Here is a 17,299-nt window from a genome sequence, read left to right on the forward strand (position 1 = left end):
ATGCCGGGAGGATGCATGAGTTTCGCTCGCCCGACAAAAGAGAAATCCTGCTTTGTCGCCGCTGACGGCGAGCGATACCCCAGGGCCGATCCTAGCCCAGCCCGAGGAAACCTGTCGCAGTGCCCCCCGAAACGCCGTCGATCGAAAACTCCTATTCCTGGATTCGCCTCACCATCTCCATGGCACTCAGCACACTGGGCTGCGTCGGCATGTGGTCGCTGGTCGTGGCATTGCCGGCGGTGCAGGCCGATTTCAATGCGCCCCGAGCCGAGGCGACGCTGCCCTACACGCTCGCCATCATCGGCTTCATGATCGGCGGCATCGTGATCGGCCGCCTGACAGATCGCTTCGGCATCCTGCCGCCGCTGGCCGGCGGCACGGTCCTGATGAGCCTCGGCTACGTCCTCACCGTCTTCGCACCGAGCCTGTTCGTGTTCGCGCTGATCTCAGGACTCACGATCGGCCTCGGCGGCGCGGCCAGCTTCGCGCCTTTGGTCGCCGACGTCTCGCTGTGGTTCGACAAGCACCGCGGCCTTGCCATTTCCCTGGCGATGGCCGGCAGCTCTCTGGCCGGCGTGGTCTGGCCACCGATCGTCCAGCACGCCATCGCCGCGTATGGCTGGCGGCAGACCCATATCGGCATCGGCCTGTTCTGCCTGGCGACGATGCTGCCGCTGTCTCTGGTTTTGCTGCGGCGACCCGTCGTCCGCATGGCCGCACGGGAAGCGGCAGGCAGCGGCAGCACGATGCAGACCATCGGCCTGCCCCCTTCCGTCACCCAGGGCCTGCTGGCCTTAGCCGGCATCTGCTGCTGCGTCGCCATGGCGATGCCGCAGGTCCACCTGGTCGCCTATTGCGGCGACCTCGGCTACGGCTCTGCGCGCGGCGCCGAAATGCTGGCAGTCATGCTCGGCTTCAGCGTGGCGAGCCGCTTTGTTTTCGGCTGGCTGTTGAACCGCATCGGCGGCCTGCCGACCTTGCTGCTGGGCTCGGCGATGCAGGCCATGGCACTCGCGCTCTATCTGCCGTCCAACGGGCTGGTCTCACTCTACGTCGTGTCGGCCATTTTCGGCCTGGCGCAGGGCGGCATCGTGCCGAGTTATGCGGTGATCATCCGCGAGCTGTTCCCGGCGCGGGAAGCCGGCTTCCGCGTCAGCCTCGCCATCTCGGTCACCCTCGCCGGCATGGCGCTGGGGGCCTGGATGGCCGGCGCGATCTACGACTGGACCGGCTCCTACGCCTCGGCGCTGGTCAATGGCATCACCTGGAACATCGTGAACATGGCGATCGCAGCCTGGCTGCTGCAGCGCCAGCGTCGGCATGTTGTCGGCGTCGTCGCCGCCGCGCTCAGCTGATGTTCAGCAGGATCCGCCCCGATGTGCCGCTGCGCATCAAATCCAGCGCGTCGTTGACGTCGTCGAGCGCGAACTCGTGGGTCACGATCCCGCGGTAGCTCACCTTGCCGGCGTCGCTCAGGCGAACGAGCCGCGGGATATCGCGCGCGGGCTGGCACTGCCCGCCCTCGGAGCCCTTCAGCACCTTCTCGAAATGTAACGGCAGCGTGTAGATCTCGGCCTTCTCGCGGGGAACGCCGACAAGGATGCAGCGGCCTTTCTTCGCCGTGATCTCGTAGGCGAGCTCGATCAAATTCTTGACGCCGGTGGTCTCGACGACCTTGTCGGGTCCCTCAGTGCCGGTGATGGAGCGAACCTCGGCAGCGAGATCCTTGACCGCTTCGGAGTTGATGGTGTGGGTGGCGCCGAAATCCTTCGCCATCGCCAGCTTGTTGTCGAGGCGGTCGATCGCAATGACGGGATAGGCGCCGACCATCGCGGCGAATTGCACGATGTTCAACCCGACGCCGCCGACGCCGAACACGACGACAGCTTCGCCGATGGCGATTTGCGCATCGTTGTTGACGACGCCGAGTGCGGTCGTCACCGCGCAGCCGAGCAGCGGCGCGCTGGTGCGGTCGATCGAGGCGGGAACGGGCGTGACACGGTTCTCCGAGACCACGGCATATTCATTGAAGGTGGTGACCCAGCCCGCATTGAGGCGCTTGCCGCGCCAGGAATAGGCCGGCGTATTGGACTGGATGCCCTTGCCCGGCCGCCAATGCATGACGACGGTGTCGCCCTGCTTGCAGGACACGACGCCGGGTCCGGTTTCGACGATCGTCGCCAGCGCTTCGTGCCCCAAGAGGTGCGGCAGGAACTTGTCGACGCCTTTGACGGCATCGATCTCGTTGATCTGCGCGCCGCAGATGCTCGACGTGTGCACGTGCGCGAGCACCTGGCCGTGTTCCAGCGCATCCGGCAGAGTGAACTCATCGATGATCAGCGGCTTGCCGGATTCGACGAGAATGGCTGCCTTGGCAGTCTTGATGTCCATGAGGAGCGCCCGATCACTCGAAATAGATGAATTCGTAATCGCCGGTGTAGCCGAGCTTGCCGTACAGCCAGATCCATTCGGACGTGTGCAGGATGGACTCCGCCGTCAGCGCCCAGCATTCGAGGTTGTGCAATTCGGCGACGTTCCGGTAGGCCTCGACCATGACGTATTTGTCCTTGCCGACGCGCTCGACCTCTTTGAGCGCCGCCTCGAGCTCGTACAGCCGGAGATTGTGCAGGGTGCCGAGCGAGATGACGAGGTCGAAACTGTCGTCGCCATAGGGATAGATGTCCTGGGCGCGATAGTTGAAGAGGTAGGGCTTCACCTGCTCGTGCGCATTTTCGAGGCCGTGCTTGGAGATATCGAAGCCGACGACCTTCAAGCCCGGCAGGATCTTCTGCATCTCGTACAGCAGGAAGCCCTTGCCGCAGCCGACGTCGAGCACGCTGGAGCCGTTCTTCAGGCCATAGGTCTCGATCAGCGCCTTGGCGACCGGCGCCCAGCGCCCCTCGATGAAGCGGTAGCCGCCATAGCCGAAGCGGCGGTCGCCATCCCAATAGTCGGCCTCGTATTCCCGCGCTTTCAGCGAGCAGCCGATCTTGTCGTCGTTCATGCGGCCCATGTAGTCGCGCTTCGTCGCCGTATGCAGCGGCGTCACGATATTCAGTAGTCGTCCCATTGAGCCCTCAGATTCCAACACGCGCTGCGATTGTCGCGACCGGCTGGGGAGCCCTGAGTCGCGACTTGCGAGACGTTCTAGCATTGGTCGTCGGGATCATCATTGCTTCAGATCAATGATGGGGAATTCCGAGACGGGACCGTCAGCAGCCGGCACAGGTTCCGCCGCCGGCAGCGACAGGGAGGCGCATGGAACGAGACTGCGAAGCACGGCGTTTCGCCTGGAAGGAGTCCACCATGCCGACCAAGCCGACCATCGCTCGCATCTGGCGGGGGCGCACCCGCCGCGATCTCGCCGATGCCTACCAAGCCTATCTGCAGGCCGAGGGCATTCCGCCGCTGCTAGGGACCGCGCTCGGTGTGCAGCAATTGCGCGAGGACCGCGACGAAGAGACGTGGTTCACGACCATCTCCTATTGGGCGGACATCGCGGCCATGACGGCCTTCACCAAGGGCGAGCCGACCAAGGTCCATCATCTCGCGCGCGACGCGGAATTCCTGATCGAGCTGCCGGAGCGCATCGAGATCCACCGCGTCCTGATCGACGAACAGGGCCTGCGGTGAAAGCCTGAGGTGTCAAAACTCAAGCTCACATCGCCGTCGAATTATGGCCGTTGCAACGATTCGATCGCTCGCGACTGTGCGGTTTCGCCGCAATGGTCGCCGTGAAATGAATCACTATAGTCAGGATGTCATGGCATATGTCGTCGACATAGATGCGCGCACCGCGCGCTTTGGTCTTCACGCCGGCCGCCTCCAAGCAGGCGGTTAGCCGGACGGTGCTTGCGCCGTCCGGGCTCTTTTCCAGCTTTCGTGACCTCGCCCTGAGAGGTCGTCTTGAAGCAGAAGGAGTGTGCCGTGCTGCCTCTTCCAAAAATCGCGCTCACCGCATCGGACTATCCGCGACTCGAACGGCTTGCCCGCCTTGCCGCCCAAAAAGGCGATTTGGACGGGATATTCCTCATCAGTGAGATCAACCGCGCCGACATCGTGCCGAACGATTGGGACGATCTCCGTTCGCGGGTGACCGTAGGAACATGGGTCACCTATTGCACGAATTGGGGCGTTCCGCGCCGCATCGTGCAATTGGTCTGGCCGGAGGAGTGTGGGTCGGATCCCGCCCACATTTCGGTCCTGACACCTTTGGGGGCGGCGTTGATCGGCCTGCGGGTCGGCGACCAAATGCCATACATCCTCGCCGGCTGCCTGAACGTCGTCAGGGTTCAGAACGTCGCCCAATCAAGTCCCAACGTCGTCCCTCTCTTCCGGGCTCATCGGCGCAGCAAGCCGCTCGATGACGATCCCGGACCAACTGCAGCATAGGAGACATCAAATGCACAACTTTGAAACCGAGATTCGGCGAGACCAGCCGGCGTTGCCGCCGATCAAGATCACTGAAGACGAATCGCGGCGTCTCAGCTCGCTGGCGAATTCGACCATGGATCTGTTTCCCCGTGTCGCCCAGTTTCTGGCGCGCGAACTGGAGCGCGCGTCGGTCGCCGCAGAGAACGATCTGCGCGGCGTAGTCAGGATGGGCTCCAAAGTAACCTATCGCGATGACGGGACCGGTGCGAGCCGGGAGATCGTGCTGGTCTATCCGCACGAGGCGAACATCGAACTCAACCGGGTCTCGATCCTGACGCCTGTTGGAGCGGCCCTGATCGGCCTCTCGGTGGGGCAGCGGATCGAGTTCGAGACGCCGGACAAGCGCGCCAGGGGGCTGACCGTTCTCGCCGTCTCCGAATGAGGGCTGTCATCCGACCGAGCAGAACACTCTAGCGAGGACAGATAGAAGCGGAGCGTGCTTGCGCAATGTTTCGCAATGCGCAGGCGCCCTCCTGCTGTCCTATTGCACCTCGATGTTGGCGTCCTTGACCAGCTTGCGCCAGCGCTCCTCCTCCTGCCCGACGTAGCGATCGAGCTGTTCCGGAGCGCCGCCGACCATGATGAGGCCTTCGTTGGCCTCCAGCTTCTTGAAAGCGCCGGACTGAACCGCCTTTGCGATCGCCTGATTGAGACGCGCAATCACCGGGGCGGGCGTCTTGGCCGGAGCGTACAATCCGTACCAGGATTCGGCGGCGTAACCGGGCACGCCGGCCTCGGCGACAGCAGGTAATTGCGGAAATGCCGCCGAGCGTTCGGCGGACGTGACAGCCAGCGCCCGGAGCTGGCCTGCAGCCACCAGCGAGGCCGCGCTTGCCACGGTGGTGAACATCACGTCGATCTGTCCACCCAAGAGATCGCTGATCGCGGGCGCCGCGCCCTTGTAGGGCACCGCCGTCATCTTGACCTTGGCCATCGCATTGAACAGCTCGCCTGCGAGATGGGCCGAGGTGCCGGTGCCGAACGTGCCGAAATTGAGCTTGCCGGGATTGGCCTTGGCTTCTGCGATCAAATCCGAGATCGAGTTGATCTTGGAGGCCGGATTGACGACGACGATATTGAAGGATCGCGCGATCAGAGAGACCGCCGCGAAATCCTTGTGCGGATCGAACGGCAGCTTTTTGTACAGGCTTGGATTGACCGCGTGCGCGAAGGTCGCCATCAGCAGCGAATAGCCGTCGGGCTCGCTGGTCGCCACCGTCTGGGTCCCGATGATGGTCCCGGCGCCCGGCTTGTTCTCGATGATGACGGACTTGCCGAGTTCCGTCTGGATTTCCTGCGCCGTCGTTCGCGCCATGATGTCGGTCCCGCCGCCGGCTGCGAAGGGCACGACGATCTTGATGATCTTGTCGGGATATTCCGCGCGCACGGGCGCAACGCCCAGCCCGGCGACCGCCGACACGACAGCACAAGCGAGGATGGCGAGGTTCAGCCAGCGCCGCACGGCGAAGCCGTTCCTGCGCGCGCCGTCGTGATTGATGATTCCGCTACTGGCCATCTGGAACTCCATCCGATTTTGTTCAGACATCGAGAACAACCAATCCGTCTGCTGCCTTCACGCCCCGGCCCGCCGGCAGCACGAAGACCGGATTGATTTCGGCCTCGACGAGGTGATCGCCGAGTTGCGCAACCATGCGCGAAAAAGCGACGATCGCTTCTGCGAGCGCTTCGACATCGCATTTCGGCCGGCCCCGAAAACCGTCCAGCAACGGCCATGTGACGAGATCCCGCGCCATCGCGAGGGCCTCGGCATGACTGAGGCCGCCATCCGGTGGCAGCAGGCGCATCGTCGTGTCCTTGAACAGTTCGGCGGTGACGCCGCCCATGCCGAGGAGGATGGCCGTTCCCAGGGGATCGCGATGCATTCCGAGAATAATCTCGACGCCACCGGAAACCATCTCCTGCACGAGGAACCGGTGCGGTCGCGTCCCGACCCTGGCCTCGACCTCGTCCGCCATTGCCGTCAGGCGGCCACTGATCGTCTCGGCGGTCAGGTTGACCGCGACGCCGCCGACATCGCTTTTGTGCGCGATCTCGCGCGAGAGGATCTTGAGCACGACCCGGTCGCCGAAGTCTCGTGCGGCCTGCTCCGCTTCGCTCGCCGTTGCGACCACCTTCTCTGCAGCGACAGGAACACCAAAGCGGGCGAACAACGCCTTGGCCTGTGCTTCATCAAGCGATCCCGCCGGGAAGTCGCCGATGTCGACCGTCGTCCCGATCGCGCCAGGGGTCTGGACCTGCTCCGGCCTTCCGGCGCGCAAGAGCCCATCGAGCGCAGCGGCGCAGCTTTCGGCGGACGTGTAGGCCGGGACGCCGCGCCGGGTGAGGACGGAAACCACCTCGGGCGCGTGGGGACTCACATAGGCAATGACCGGCTTGTCGCTGAGCGGCAGGCAGTCGTGGATGGCATCGGCCATCAGGCCCGGCGATCCCACGGCTGACGAGCCGGCAATGACGGCCAGCGCATCGTAGGACGGGCTTGCGAGCAGGATGCGGATTGCGGCGCGCAGCAGATCCGGCTGCAGACCGGCCAGGGTCACGTCGATCGGATTGCGATCGAGATTGGCTTGCGGTCCCGACTGCAACGCGCGCAATTGCGCGGCCGTCTCAGCATCGGGTGCGGGCGTTGCAAAGCCGGCGACGCCGAGACTGTCTGATACGATCGTGCCGGCGCCGCCGGTCGAGGTGAGGATCGCAACACGCGGGCCGGACAGCTGCCGTCCCGCGGCGAGGACTGCGGGAATGTCGAGCAGATCTTCGAAGGTCCTGGCACGGATCACGCCGAGTTGCCGGAAGAAGGCGTCATACATGCGGTCCGAGCCGGCAAGCGCACCGGTGTGCGAGATGGCCGCCTGTGCGCCCGCCTCCGATCGGCCGATCTTGAAGGCCACGACGGGTTTGCCGGCACGTCGCGCTTTCAGAACCGACTCGCGAAAGCGGGCCGGATTGCGGATCGCCTCGACATAGAGCGCAATGACGCTGGTTGCGCTGTCGCCGGCGAGAAAGTCGATGAAATCAGCGAGTTCGAGATCGGCTTCGTTGCTGGTCGACACCAGCTTCGACAGCCCGACCCCGCGCGCCGCGGCGCGCGACAGCAAGGCTCCGAGAATGCCCCCGCTTTGCGAGACCAATCCGATGGCGCCCGCCGGGAAGTCATCCATCGCCAGCGCGCCCGACGCCGACAGCACGATATTGTCGGTGAGATTGACGAGGCCGATCGTGTTCGGCCCGAGGATCCGCATGGAGCCGGCGGCTTGCATGAGCTGCTTCTGACGCTCGGCGCCTTCCGCGCCGGCTTCGGTGAAACCGCTGGCGAGAACGATCGCCGCGGCGGCCCCCCGCTCGGACAATTCGCGCACCGCGATGTGCGCACGTTCCGCGCCGAGCAGGACAAGGCCGACTTCAGGCACATCGGGCAGCGAGGCGACGTCGGGGTAACAGGTCAGACCGCCGATGTTTTCGACCTTCGGATTGACGGGATAGATCTTACCCGCAAAGCCATGCTTCTGCAGATAGGACGCCGGTCGCCCCGACGTCTTGCTCGGGTCCGCCGACGCACCGATAATTGCGACGCTGCGGGGCCGGATCAGGCGTTCGATTGCAGCCATGGCTCAATCCTTCGACGCGGATTGCGCGAGGAAGGCCATCACTGCATCGCGATGCTCCGCGCTGGTGTAGCAGATGGCCTGCGCCTGGCTGCCGAGACTGAAAATGTCATTGGCGGAATGCTCGAAGGTCTCGTTCAGGATCTTCTTGCCCAGCGCCAACGCGGTGGGAGAGCCCTGAGCCAGTTCGGCCGCCCAGGCCTGCGCTGCGGGCAGCAGTTCGCTCGAGGCCACCTTGCGATCGACGATCCCCAGCGCGAGCGCTTCGTCGGCCTCGACGACGCGCCCGGTGAAGATCAGCTCCTTGGCCTTGGGAAGCCCGACCCGGCGGGGCAGGAAATACAGGCCGCCGCCGTCGGGGATCAAACCGCGCTTGATGTAGGACCAGGTGAATTTCGATCGCTCCGTGCCCATGATGAAGTCGCAGGCCAGCGCGGTGTCCGCGCCGAGGCCCGCCGCGGCGCCGTTGACGGCGGCGATCGTCGGCTTCGGCAGGCCCAGCAGGAACGATTGCACGTGATGCACGCCCTGCTGACGGCTCCATCCGTTGAATGCAACTTCGCCCTGCGGCGACTCGAGCCGGCGCTTCATTCCGCTGATGTCGCCGCCGGCGCAAAACGCACTGCCGCGCCCGGTCAGCACCAGAGCCTTGATCGCTTTGTCGCGAGCCACGGTTTCGAGCGCACCGACGAACTCGGCGCGCATGTCGTCGCTCATGGCGTTGCGCCGGTCCGGCCGGTTGAATGCAATCGTCGCGACACCGGTTTCGACGGAAAATTCGATGAGCTGATAGGACATGGCAAGCTCCGTTCGGGCTCCGAATGCCGATTTCGGCCGTGCCGTTTCCTCGTTGAGCCCCAGCGCGGCCGGGCATTCTTCTTCCCTGTGCTGATAGCGGCTTGCGCCCCCCGGAACATCCCCCTAATTCCACTTAGTGGAAACGCCAAGTCGGAGGCTGGATGTGGCGCAGGCGCGCAGATATGCGGGCGGAGTTCACGGCAACCGGTCGCTCGAACGGGGCATCGAGATCCTCCGGGCGTTCCGGCCCGGCGTCGACACGCTGGGTAACGGCGAGATTGCGGAGCGGACCGGATTGCCGCGATCCACGGTCAGCCGGCTGACGCGAACGCTGGTCAATTCCGGGATGCTCGACGAAGTTCGTAGCCAGCGGACCTACCGCCTTGCCGCCTCCGTCATCAGCATCGGCCACGCGATGCGGACGGGATCGCCCGTGCTCAACGCGATCGGGCCGATGATGCGGGCGGAATCGGCGAGGCGCCGGCTCAATGTCGGGCTCGCGACGGCGGATCGAACCATGATGGTTTATCTGGAGTCGATCCGCTACAGCCCGCGCGCGGCGCTGCGCAACGTCGTCGCCGGCCAGCAGGTCCCGATGGAGTTGACGTCGCTGGGTCGCGCTTATCTGGCCGGCATTGCCGAGGCCGAGCGCGAGCGATTGCTGAAACTGTTCAAGCGGCGCAACACTGCTGCCACCAAGGCGCTGCTTGCGGGCGTCAGGACATCGATTCGCTCGGTCGAACGCAACGGCTATTGCGCGGTGTCGTGGCAACCCGGCGTTCTCGCCGTTGCCACGCCCATCGTGCTGGGCGGGCTTCCGGTCTACGCACTCAACATGAGCCTGCAGAATGTCGATCGGTCCGAGGCGCTGGCCGGCGAGATGGGCGCGTACCTCAACGCCTTTGCGGCCAAGTGCAAGGAGGTGCTGGCAGCCTGTTGAAGCCGACCGGCATCGACGGCCTGGATCCCGCCCTGGGTGCCGGGCTCAGGTCTCTCCCCACGTGATGACATAGGCGCCGAGGTATTCGCTGTGGCCAAATTGGCCCTGGCCCTTATAGAACCAGCTCCCCCGGCTAACGCCGTAATGATCGTAACCCTGATCCGTCAGGCTTGGTCCTCCGATTGCGCCATTGTCAATCGCTGCGCCGATGATGAGTCCCGAGCCATCCCGCACCGTACGAAAGGTGTTGGTGGACATCGTATAGAACGAGGGGTCCATGAGCTCGATCTTGACGTTGCCACTGCGGACGGCGCCGAGTTGGGCTTCCATCGACGCAAGATCCGCGGTCACGTTGGACATCTGTTCGTCATTGTATGCGCCGGAGGCGATCGCCGCTCGTTGTGCCGCGATTGCATCAGGAAGTCCCGACAACGTCATCTGAACGAACTGGCTTTTGGCATCCTCCAGAGTAGCCGGCTGAACTTCGTAATTGGCCTGCCACCACTTTGCTTCAACATAAACGCGCAACTCCGCGAGGCTCAAAGATCTCTCCTGCTCAGTCGTGAGAGCCGGCAGCGTCGGGAGTTGATGGTCGCGAGCCATTTGCCTGAGCAAGGCATCGTCGCGACCGCTGGCAGCATCCTTGAATGTCCCGGCCTTCACCCAGGATTTCACCAGTGCGATCGCATCGTTCGCTGATGCGTTCGCGGCCGCATCGCTCGCCGAGCCGCTCTTGATGGCATCGAGCTGTTTGGCGAGCTCTCCGATCCTGGCCAGGGCGCCGGCTACTCCGGGCCCGAAACTGCGAGTAGAAGCGGCATTGACATGAGGGATAGGACTGGCCCCGCCTGGTTGGGGGTCAGCAGCTGCGGTGGGGCTTGCTTTCAGCAGGGTGAGCGCCGTCGCGCCGACGGGATTGATGGCAACCATGAGGCCTCCTGAACGTATTGACCTGGACGACCGTCAATCATTGCCGGGTCACAGGCAGGGGTCTGGCCTCATGCCAGTCGTCACGATAGCAGCCGCACGTTAATCGGTTTCGACCAACCGAAGTGAACGCTTTCACCAGACACCATGTCGCGCTCGACTGGGCTGCTGGTCAGCTCGTCGCACTCAGGGCTGATCAACCTCAGGGCGTGAAGCCGAATCAGTGCTCGTAAGCTAACCGTTCCGGTCGAGGCCGCGCAATCTGCGAAATTGCAGGTCAGCCCCCGACGGTGAATCGACTGTTAAGTGACGGGCCCCGAACGCCGGGACGATCGGCCCGTCCACCGCGTCCAAATGACACGCCAGGCGCCCTTACAGCTTCCCATAAACCCGCCCGGCGACCGCCTTCAGGCGCTCGACCGAGCCGGACTCCGGATGCGGCTTGACCGGGGCGAACAGGATCGAAGCCTGCCTGCCGTTCTTCCAGACGTAGATGGTGACGGCGTTGCCGTTGCCCTTGGAGCAGGAATGCTCGCCGAACGCTTCACTGCCGAGCTCTTGTATCGCCACGTGCTTGCAGGGACCTGCGCGCTTCATCATGCCGATGGCGGTATCGCGCGAGGTCGCGATCACCGCGACGGTCATGGTGTTGGCGTCGCGATCGAACATCATGCAGCTGCCCGCGCCGGTGCGCTGGACCGTCAGCGTGCTCTTGTCGAGAAAGCCGTCGGCATCCGCGGCCGTGAGCCACTCGCAATTACCGAACCGCTCGCTGCTCTTGTTCACGTTGCCTATGGCCACGCGCGCGGCCTCGGTGATCGGTCCAAGCAGCGCATCGTCGGCGCGCCGGCCGATCGGATAGACGGTGATCTGCAGAATGTAATCGCCTGACAAGGCGACGACCGAGGCTTCCTGGCGCTCCGCGCCGGCCGCGCTCGTTCCGCCCTGGCTTTCGTCGCCGATCCCCGCGACTGCGTTAAGCGGCATACGCTCGCCGAGCGTCTTGACGAAGGTCGCGTACAATTCCCTGGCGCGGTCCTTGTCGGGATTGCGGAACACGGAGAGCATCATCGTGTCGCCGCGCCCGGCCTGGTAGATGCAGCCGCGGCCGTCCTGATTTGAAATCAGCGACCATTTGGGCGCCGGCATCGCGCCGGCGAGCTCCTTGGCGCTGATGAACGGGCAGATCTCGGCCGCGCTCGCGGGAAGCACCGGGACGGCTGCGATTGCAAGGAACAGGACGAGGCAGGAGAACAGACGATCGATGGTACGCATGGGACGTACTTACTACCGAACTGGCGCACCCGGAACAATTCGAACGTCCCCCCTCCGGAATTGTAGCTGATGCTCTATCCGACCGAGCCAAGGGCGGCCCGCGCCGGATCAGCGCAGGGCCATCGCTACTGCCCGTTATATTCGGCCCAGCAGTCCGCCGTTTCATAGACACGGACCGCCGACAGCTGTCGAAGGCTCGGCTTCAACCGGTCCCAGATCCAGATCGCGATATTCTCGGCGGTGGGGTTCTCGAGGCCTTTGACCTCGTTCAGGCAGTGGTGATCCAGCGCGCCCAGGATGTCGGCGAAGCTGTTTTCGATGTCGAAGAAATCCGCGACGAAGCCGGTGTGCGGATCGACTGGCCCGTCCAGCTGGACCTCGACCCGGTAGGAATGACCATGCAGCCGCCGGCATCGGTGGGTCTCGGGCACGTTCGGCAGCCGATGCGCCGCCTCGAACTTGAACGCCTGCGATATCTTCATTCCGCTCCTCACACGGCATCGCCATCCGGTCTCGGGCCCGTCTGGCGACCAGATGCTGCTAGGTCCTGACCTTTCGGCGAAGAATGGCGCGCCCGGAACGATTCGAACGTCCGACCCTCAGATTCGTAGTCTGATGCTCTATCCAGCTGAGCTACGGGCGCGTTTTTCGCAAACAGCGCGGGCTTGGCCCGCAGGCAGCCCCCGGCAAAGCCGGAGGGGGTGCGAAAGAGCGCTCTGACTAACCGCTCTTGTCCCGATTGGCAAGGTCCGGGATGGGGAGATTTTGCAGGGAGATGACGATCTCCGCCCGGTCATTCCCGGGCTCGCGAAGCGAGAAGTGCGGAATCTCGCGCTCAAACCTCTAGATTCCGGGTTCGGCGCTTTGCGCCGCCCCGGAATGACGGAAGAACTCGGCCTTTGGCCGACTTACGCCCTCTGCCGCTCGTTGCGGATGGAGAGGAGCTCGACGGGGCGGTCGGGGATGACGATGCGGAAAGTGGCGCCGATGGTGCCTTCGACCAGATGGATATCGCCGCCATGGGCGCGGACCAGCTCGGCGGCGATGGCGAGGCCAAGGCCGCTGCCGCCGGGGCGGCCGGAGGTCTGGAACGCCTCGAACAGGTGCTCCCGGGTTTTCGGGGGGACACCGGGGCCGGTGTCGGAAACCTCGAGAATTGCGACAGCACCCTCGCGTTTTCCCGTGATCCGGATCTGCTGCACCCCGCCCTCGCCGGAAGCGTGACTTTCCAGCGCCTGCGCGGCGTTGCGGACGAGGTTGAGCAGCACCCGGAACAGCTGATCGGGATCGGCATCGACCGCAAGCCCGCGATCGATCGCGGCGACCCAGGCTATCGAGGCGTCGGAGGCGAGGCCCGCGGTCTCGCGCACCTCCAGCACCACAGGCTCGATCGGGATCATGCGACGGTCCGGTGCGGCCTCCTGGGCGCGGCCGTAGGACAGCGTCGACTGGCAGAAGGCGATGGCGCGCTCGAGCGAGCGCACCAGCTTTGGCGCAAAGCGCTGCACCCGCGGATCCGGCACGCTGGCGAGCTGGTCCGACAGCAGCTGGGCCGAGGCCAGCAGATTGCGCAGATCGTGGTTGATCTTGGACACGGCGAGGCCAAGGGCGGCGAGCCGGCTCTTCTGATGCAGCATCGACATCAAATCGCGCTGCATGTCCGACAATTCGCGCTCGGCGACCCCGATCTCGTCGCTGCGCTGGCTCGGCACGATGATCCCCGCCGAGCTTTCGGGGTTCTCGTGGAAGCCGACCAGACTCGCGGTCAGCCGCCGCATCGGGCGGACGAAGAGATAATGAAGCGCCAGATAGACGAGGCCCGCGGTCAGCGCCGCGATGATCAGCGCGACCACCACGACGTTGCGGGAGAACCGGTACATCTGCTGCCGCAACGGCAATTCGTCGGTCACGATCTCGATGAACTGAGCCGTGCCGACGCCGGGCCCGACAATTCGGATGGCCTGGTTACCGGTCTCCAGCATCATCCGGAACGAGCCGGTGATTGCCTCCCACGCCGTCATGTCGCGCAGGTCGATGTCATGCTCGATGGCGGTCGGCAAATTGTCGCTGGCGAGCAATCGGCGCTGCTGGCCCATCTTGATGGCGACGGCGCGGGCATTGATGCTTTTCAGGATCTGACGCGACAGCGAATCGGGAACCATGCCGAGCGGCGCCGCATCCAGCACCAGCGCCGCCGTGTTGGCTGCGGCGACGCGGTCGTTCAGCCGGTTGACCCAGAAGTTGGCAATGGCGGGCACATAGAGCAGCACGGCCGCGATCATCACCAGGGGGACGGTGAGCAGCAACAGCTTGCCCGACAGCCCGAGCCCGCGCGTCCCACGGGGGCGCATCGCCGGCGGGTCCGGCTGATCCTGATCCTGGACCGGCTGGAGGTCTGTCGTTGCCACGAAAGTCGCCCTCGCCTTTGGCGGATGAAGGATTGTTGGTAAGAAGATGCGGCCCGACCCCGGTCCGGTCAAATTACGGATCGCTAATCTGCCGAGGTGGGATGTAAGCGCTGATATCGCGAGTCGCCACCTCAAGGGTTAAAAACCCCGCACAAACAGCGATATTCACCGGAATCGTGCGCTTGTGCGGCGTTGACGAAAAGAAGGCACTCCCTTATAAGCCGCGCAAATTGTCCGCGATGACCCGGTGCGACACCGGGAGCGGCTCTCTTGGGGCCGGAAACGGCTCGTTTTGGGCCGCATCTTCCGGACTTTACCATCAATTCTACAGGCAAATTGCCCGGTCAGCGGAGAAAAACCCGTGAAGCGGACTTATCAACCCAGCAAACTGGTGCGCAAGCGCCGTCACGGCTTCCGTGCCCGTCTCGCCACTGCCGGCGGCCGCAAGGTTCTCGCCGCGCGCCGCGCTCGCGGCCGCAAGCGTCTGAGCGCCTGAGCCGGACCCCCTTTTCCGGGATTTCATCATGGATCGGCTGAGGCAGCGGGCGGATTTCCTCGCCGTTGCCAATGGCGCGCGGGTGAACAGTCCCGCGTTCGTCCTGCAAAGCCGCCCCCGCGATGACGGCGGCCCGATCCGGATTGGCTTCACCGTTACCAAAAAGAACGGCAACGCCCCCGCGCGCAATCGTATCCGGCGCCGGCTTCGCGAACTGGTGAAGCGGCTCGATCCGGTGTCGATGCAGCCCCATCATGATTATGTCCTGGTCGGACGAAGCAGCGCGCTCTCGCGCGACTTCGCCACCATGCTCGACGATCTGCGCATGGCGTTCACGAAGCCGGCGCGGCATACGGCCAAGGGACCTGCGAAGGGACGCAGCCCGAGGACTGACCGTACCGGGCCCCGCTCCTGCTGCCAGCCGCAAACCGGATTGATGACGAGACCCCAGAGATGACCGACAATCGCAATACCATCCTCGCCGTCATTCTGTCGGGCCTCGTCCTGATCGCCTGGCAGTATTTCTACAATGTGCCGGCGATGGAGAAGCAGCGCGCCCAACAGCAGGCGCAGTCCGAGCTCCAGAAGACCACGCCGCAGCCGTCGGCCTCGGCGACGCCGGGCGCGGCGCCGCAGCAGCCGGGCAACGCCGCTCAGCCGGCAACGCCGGGCGCGAACCAGCAGGCCCAGCCCGTGGTGGCGCGCGAGGCCGCGATTGCAGCCAGCCCGCGCGTGAAGATCGACACGCCGCGGATTGCCGGCAGCATCGCGCTGAAGGGCGGCCGCATCGACGACATCGCGCTGGTGCAATTCCGCGAAACGGTCGATCCGAAGTCGCCGCCGATCATCCTCTATTCGCCCTCGGGCACCGCGGAGCCCTATTACGCCGAATTCGGCTGGGTGGCGGCGACGGGCGTGACGGCGAAGATGCCCGATGCCCAGACCGTCTGGCAGCAGGACGGCAGCGGCAGCCTGACGCCGACGACGCCGGTGGTGCTGAAATGGGAGAATGGCGATGGTCTCACCTTCCGCCGCACCATTGCGGTCGACGACCATTATCTCTTCACCATCAAGGACGAGGTGAGCAATGTCGGCAATGCGCCGGTTACGCTCTATCCGTTCGCGCTGATCTCGCGCCACGGTGCGCCGCAGGTCTCCGGCTACTACATCCTGCATGAAGGCCTGATCGGCTATCTCGGCGACCAGGGCCTGCAGGAATATGCCTACAAGAAGATCGACGAAAGCAAGAAGGTGGACTTCAAGGTCACCAACGGCTGGCTCGGCATCACCGACAAGTACTGGGCCTCAGCGCTGCTGCCGGATACCAATGCCCAGCTGCAGGCGCGCTTCTCGTCGAACCCATCCGGCAACGTCCACACCTACCAGACCGATTACCTGCTCGACCCCGTCACCGTCGCGATCGGCGGCACGGCGACCGCGAACGCGCGGCTGTTCGCCGGCGCCAAGGAAGCCGGCGTGGTCGGCGTGTTCCCGTTCGCCGGCCTCGGCGGCTACAACAAGGAGCTGGGGCTGAACCATTTCGATCTCTTGATCGACTGGGGCTGGTTCTACTTCATCACCAAGCCGATGTTCCTCGGCCTCGACTTCTTCTACCGCTTCTTCGGCAATTTCGGCATCTCGATCCTGCTCGTGACCGTGATCGTGAAGCTGCTGTTCTTCCCGCTGGCGAACAAGTCCTACGCCTCGATGGCGAAGATGAAGTCGGTTCAGCCGCAGCTGCAGGCGCTCAAGGAGCGTTATCCCGACGACAAGGTGAAGCAGCAGCAGGAGATGATGGAGATCTACCGCAAGGAGAAGATCAATCCGGTCGCCGGCTGTCTTCCCGTGCTGATCCAGATCCCGGTGTTCTTCTCGCTCTACAAGGTGCTGTTCGTCACCATCGAGATGCGACACGCACCGTTCTACGGCTGGATCAAGGACCTCTCGGCGCCGGATCCGACCAACCTGTTCAACCTGTTCGGGCTGATCCCGTTCGATCCGACCACGATCCCGGTGTTCGGCCATTACCTCGCGCTCGGCATCTGGCCGATCATCATGGGCATCACGATGTGGTTCCAGATGAAGCTGAACCCGACGCCGCCGGACCCGACGCAGCAGATCATCTTCAACTGGATGCCGCTGATCTTCACCTTCATGCTGGCGGGCTTCCCGGCGGGCCTCGTGATCTACTGGGCCTGGAACAACCTGCTCTCGGTGATCCAGCAGAGCTACATCATGCGCCGCAACGGGGTGAAGGTGGAGCTGTTCGACAATCTCAAAGCGACGTTCGCGAAGAAGGCGACGTAGCTCCACGCGAGTGCCTGGTCACGCGGGCAAATGCCTCCACATCGTCATGCCCGGGCTCGTCCCGGGCATCCACGTTTTGGAGGGTGCCGCG

Annotated in this window: 16 protein-coding genes, 1 tRNA gene and 1 pseudogene; 8 read left to right on the forward strand and 10 right to left on the reverse strand. The window is 64.3% G+C overall.

Going from position 1 to position 17,299, the window contains the following annotated elements; all coding sequences use genetic code 11:
• Positions 1 to 119 precede the first annotated feature (119 nt).
• Positions 120 to 1,355, forward strand: a complete 1,236-nt coding sequence (locus tag RAD10_RS01370; RefSeq protein ID WP_461616027.1) for an MFS transporter — start codon at positions 120 to 122, stop codon at positions 1,353 to 1,355.
• Here the strand turns inward: RAD10_RS01370 and RAD10_RS01375 are convergent.
• Together RAD10_RS01375 and RAD10_RS01380 are read right to left on the reverse strand one after the other, a co-directional pair.
• Positions 1,348 to 2,391 carry a zinc-binding dehydrogenase gene (locus tag RAD10_RS01375; protein ID WP_461616028.1) on the reverse strand — a complete coding sequence of 348 codons (1,044 nt, stop codon included), beginning with the start codon at positions 2,389 to 2,391 and terminating at the stop codon, positions 1,348 to 1,350. The genes RAD10_RS01370 and RAD10_RS01375 overlap by 8 nt on opposite strands.
• 13 nt (positions 2,392 to 2,404) lie before the next feature.
• Positions 2,405 to 3,070 (reverse strand): class I SAM-dependent methyltransferase, encoded by a 666-nt coding sequence (locus RAD10_RS01380; RefSeq protein ID WP_461616029.1) that lies wholly within the window; start codon positions 3,068 to 3,070, stop codon positions 2,405 to 2,407.
• Positions 3,071 to 3,306: 236 nt separating this feature from the next.
• Between RAD10_RS01380 and RAD10_RS01385 the strand changes: the two genes are divergently transcribed.
• The 3 genes from RAD10_RS01385 (at position 3,307) to rnk (ending at position 4,816) form a co-directional block, all read left to right on the forward strand.
• Positions 3,307 to 3,633 carry an antibiotic biosynthesis monooxygenase family protein gene (locus tag RAD10_RS01385; RefSeq protein ID WP_461616030.1) on the forward strand — a complete coding sequence of 109 codons (327 nt, stop codon included), beginning with the start codon at positions 3,307 to 3,309 and terminating at the stop codon, positions 3,631 to 3,633.
• Positions 3,634 to 3,906: 273 nt separating this feature from the next.
• Positions 3,907 to 4,392: a GreA/GreB family elongation factor gene (locus RAD10_RS01390; RefSeq protein ID WP_461616031.1), complete on the forward strand. Its 486-nt coding sequence runs from the start codon at positions 3,907 to 3,909 to the stop codon at positions 4,390 to 4,392.
• A gap of 10 nt (positions 4,393 to 4,402) precedes the next feature.
• Positions 4,403 to 4,816 carry a nucleoside diphosphate kinase regulator gene (rnk, locus tag RAD10_RS01395; protein ID WP_461616032.1) on the forward strand — a complete coding sequence of 138 codons (414 nt, stop codon included), beginning with the start codon at positions 4,403 to 4,405 and terminating at the stop codon, positions 4,814 to 4,816.
• Between the two features lie 99 nt (positions 4,817 to 4,915).
• Here rnk and RAD10_RS01400 read toward each other — a convergent pair whose 3' ends face one another.
• The 3 genes from RAD10_RS01400 to RAD10_RS01410 are packed head-to-tail and all read right to left on the reverse strand — an operon-like array spanning position 4,916 to position 8,855.
• Positions 4,916 to 5,950 (reverse strand): tripartite tricarboxylate transporter substrate binding protein, encoded by a 1,035-nt coding sequence (locus tag RAD10_RS01400; protein WP_461616033.1) that lies wholly within the window; start codon positions 5,948 to 5,950, stop codon positions 4,916 to 4,918.
• A gap of 22 nt (positions 5,951 to 5,972) precedes the next feature.
• Positions 5,973 to 8,060, reverse strand: a complete 2,088-nt coding sequence (locus RAD10_RS01405; RefSeq protein ID WP_461616034.1) for an acetate--CoA ligase family protein — start codon at positions 8,058 to 8,060, stop codon at positions 5,973 to 5,975.
• 3 nt (positions 8,061 to 8,063) lie between these two features.
• Entirely contained in the window at positions 8,064 to 8,855 is a 792-nt protein-coding gene (locus RAD10_RS01410; RefSeq protein ID WP_461616035.1) for an enoyl-CoA hydratase/isomerase family protein, read from the reverse strand.
• A 163-nt stretch (positions 8,856 to 9,018) separates the two neighbouring features.
• Between RAD10_RS01410 and RAD10_RS01415 the strand changes: the two genes are divergently transcribed.
• Positions 9,019 to 9,795, forward strand: a complete 777-nt coding sequence (locus tag RAD10_RS01415) for an IclR family transcriptional regulator (RefSeq protein WP_461616036.1) — start codon at positions 9,019 to 9,021, stop codon at positions 9,793 to 9,795.
• Between the two features lie 45 nt (positions 9,796 to 9,840).
• On the opposite strand, the gene RAD10_RS01420 is transcribed toward RAD10_RS01415, so the two are convergent.
• The 5 genes from RAD10_RS01420 to RAD10_RS01440 all read right to left on the reverse strand — a co-directional run bounded on the left by RAD10_RS01420 (position 9,841) and on the right by RAD10_RS01440 (position 14,405).
• Entirely contained in the window at positions 9,841 to 10,725 is an 885-nt protein-coding gene (locus RAD10_RS01420; protein ID WP_461616037.1) for a hypothetical protein, read from the reverse strand.
• A gap of 369 nt (positions 10,726 to 11,094) precedes the next feature.
• The gene (locus tag RAD10_RS01425; protein ID WP_461616038.1) at positions 11,095 to 11,997 is read right to left on the reverse strand and encodes a hypothetical protein; all 903 of its coding nucleotides are present in this window, start codon (positions 11,995 to 11,997) and stop codon (positions 11,095 to 11,097) included.
• A gap of 125 nt (positions 11,998 to 12,122) precedes the next feature.
• Positions 12,123 to 12,479 (reverse strand): 6-carboxytetrahydropterin synthase QueD, encoded by a 357-nt coding sequence (queD, locus tag RAD10_RS01430; RefSeq protein WP_461616039.1) that lies wholly within the window; start codon positions 12,477 to 12,479, stop codon positions 12,123 to 12,125.
• Positions 12,480 to 12,563: 84 nt separating this feature from the next.
• Positions 12,564 to 12,640 (reverse strand) — tRNA-Arg (locus RAD10_RS01435).
• A gap of 265 nt (positions 12,641 to 12,905) precedes the next feature.
• Positions 12,906 to 14,405, reverse strand: coding sequence for an ATP-binding protein (locus RAD10_RS01440; protein ID WP_461616040.1), 1,500 nt, complete (start codon positions 14,403 to 14,405; stop codon positions 12,906 to 12,908).
• 361 nt (positions 14,406 to 14,766) lie between these two features.
• Between RAD10_RS01440 and rpmH the strand changes: the two genes are divergently transcribed.
• From rpmH to yidC, 3 genes and pseudogenes are all read left to right on the forward strand, one after another.
• On the forward strand, positions 14,767 to 14,901 hold the full coding sequence (rpmH, locus tag RAD10_RS01445; RefSeq protein ID WP_008542748.1) for a 50S ribosomal protein L34: 135 nt from the start codon (positions 14,767 to 14,769) through the stop codon (positions 14,899 to 14,901).
• A 28-nt stretch (positions 14,902 to 14,929) separates the two neighbouring features.
• A pseudogene (gene rnpA, locus RAD10_RS01450) lies at positions 14,930 to 15,338 on the forward strand (ribonuclease P protein component).
• A 16-nt stretch (positions 15,339 to 15,354) separates the two neighbouring features.
• Positions 15,355 to 17,208: a membrane protein insertase YidC gene (gene yidC, locus RAD10_RS01455; protein WP_461616041.1), complete on the forward strand. Its 1,854-nt coding sequence runs from the start codon at positions 15,355 to 15,357 to the stop codon at positions 17,206 to 17,208.
• Positions 17,209 to 17,299 lie beyond the last annotated feature (91 nt).

The organism is Bradyrhizobium sp. 23AC (assembly GCF_054863025.1).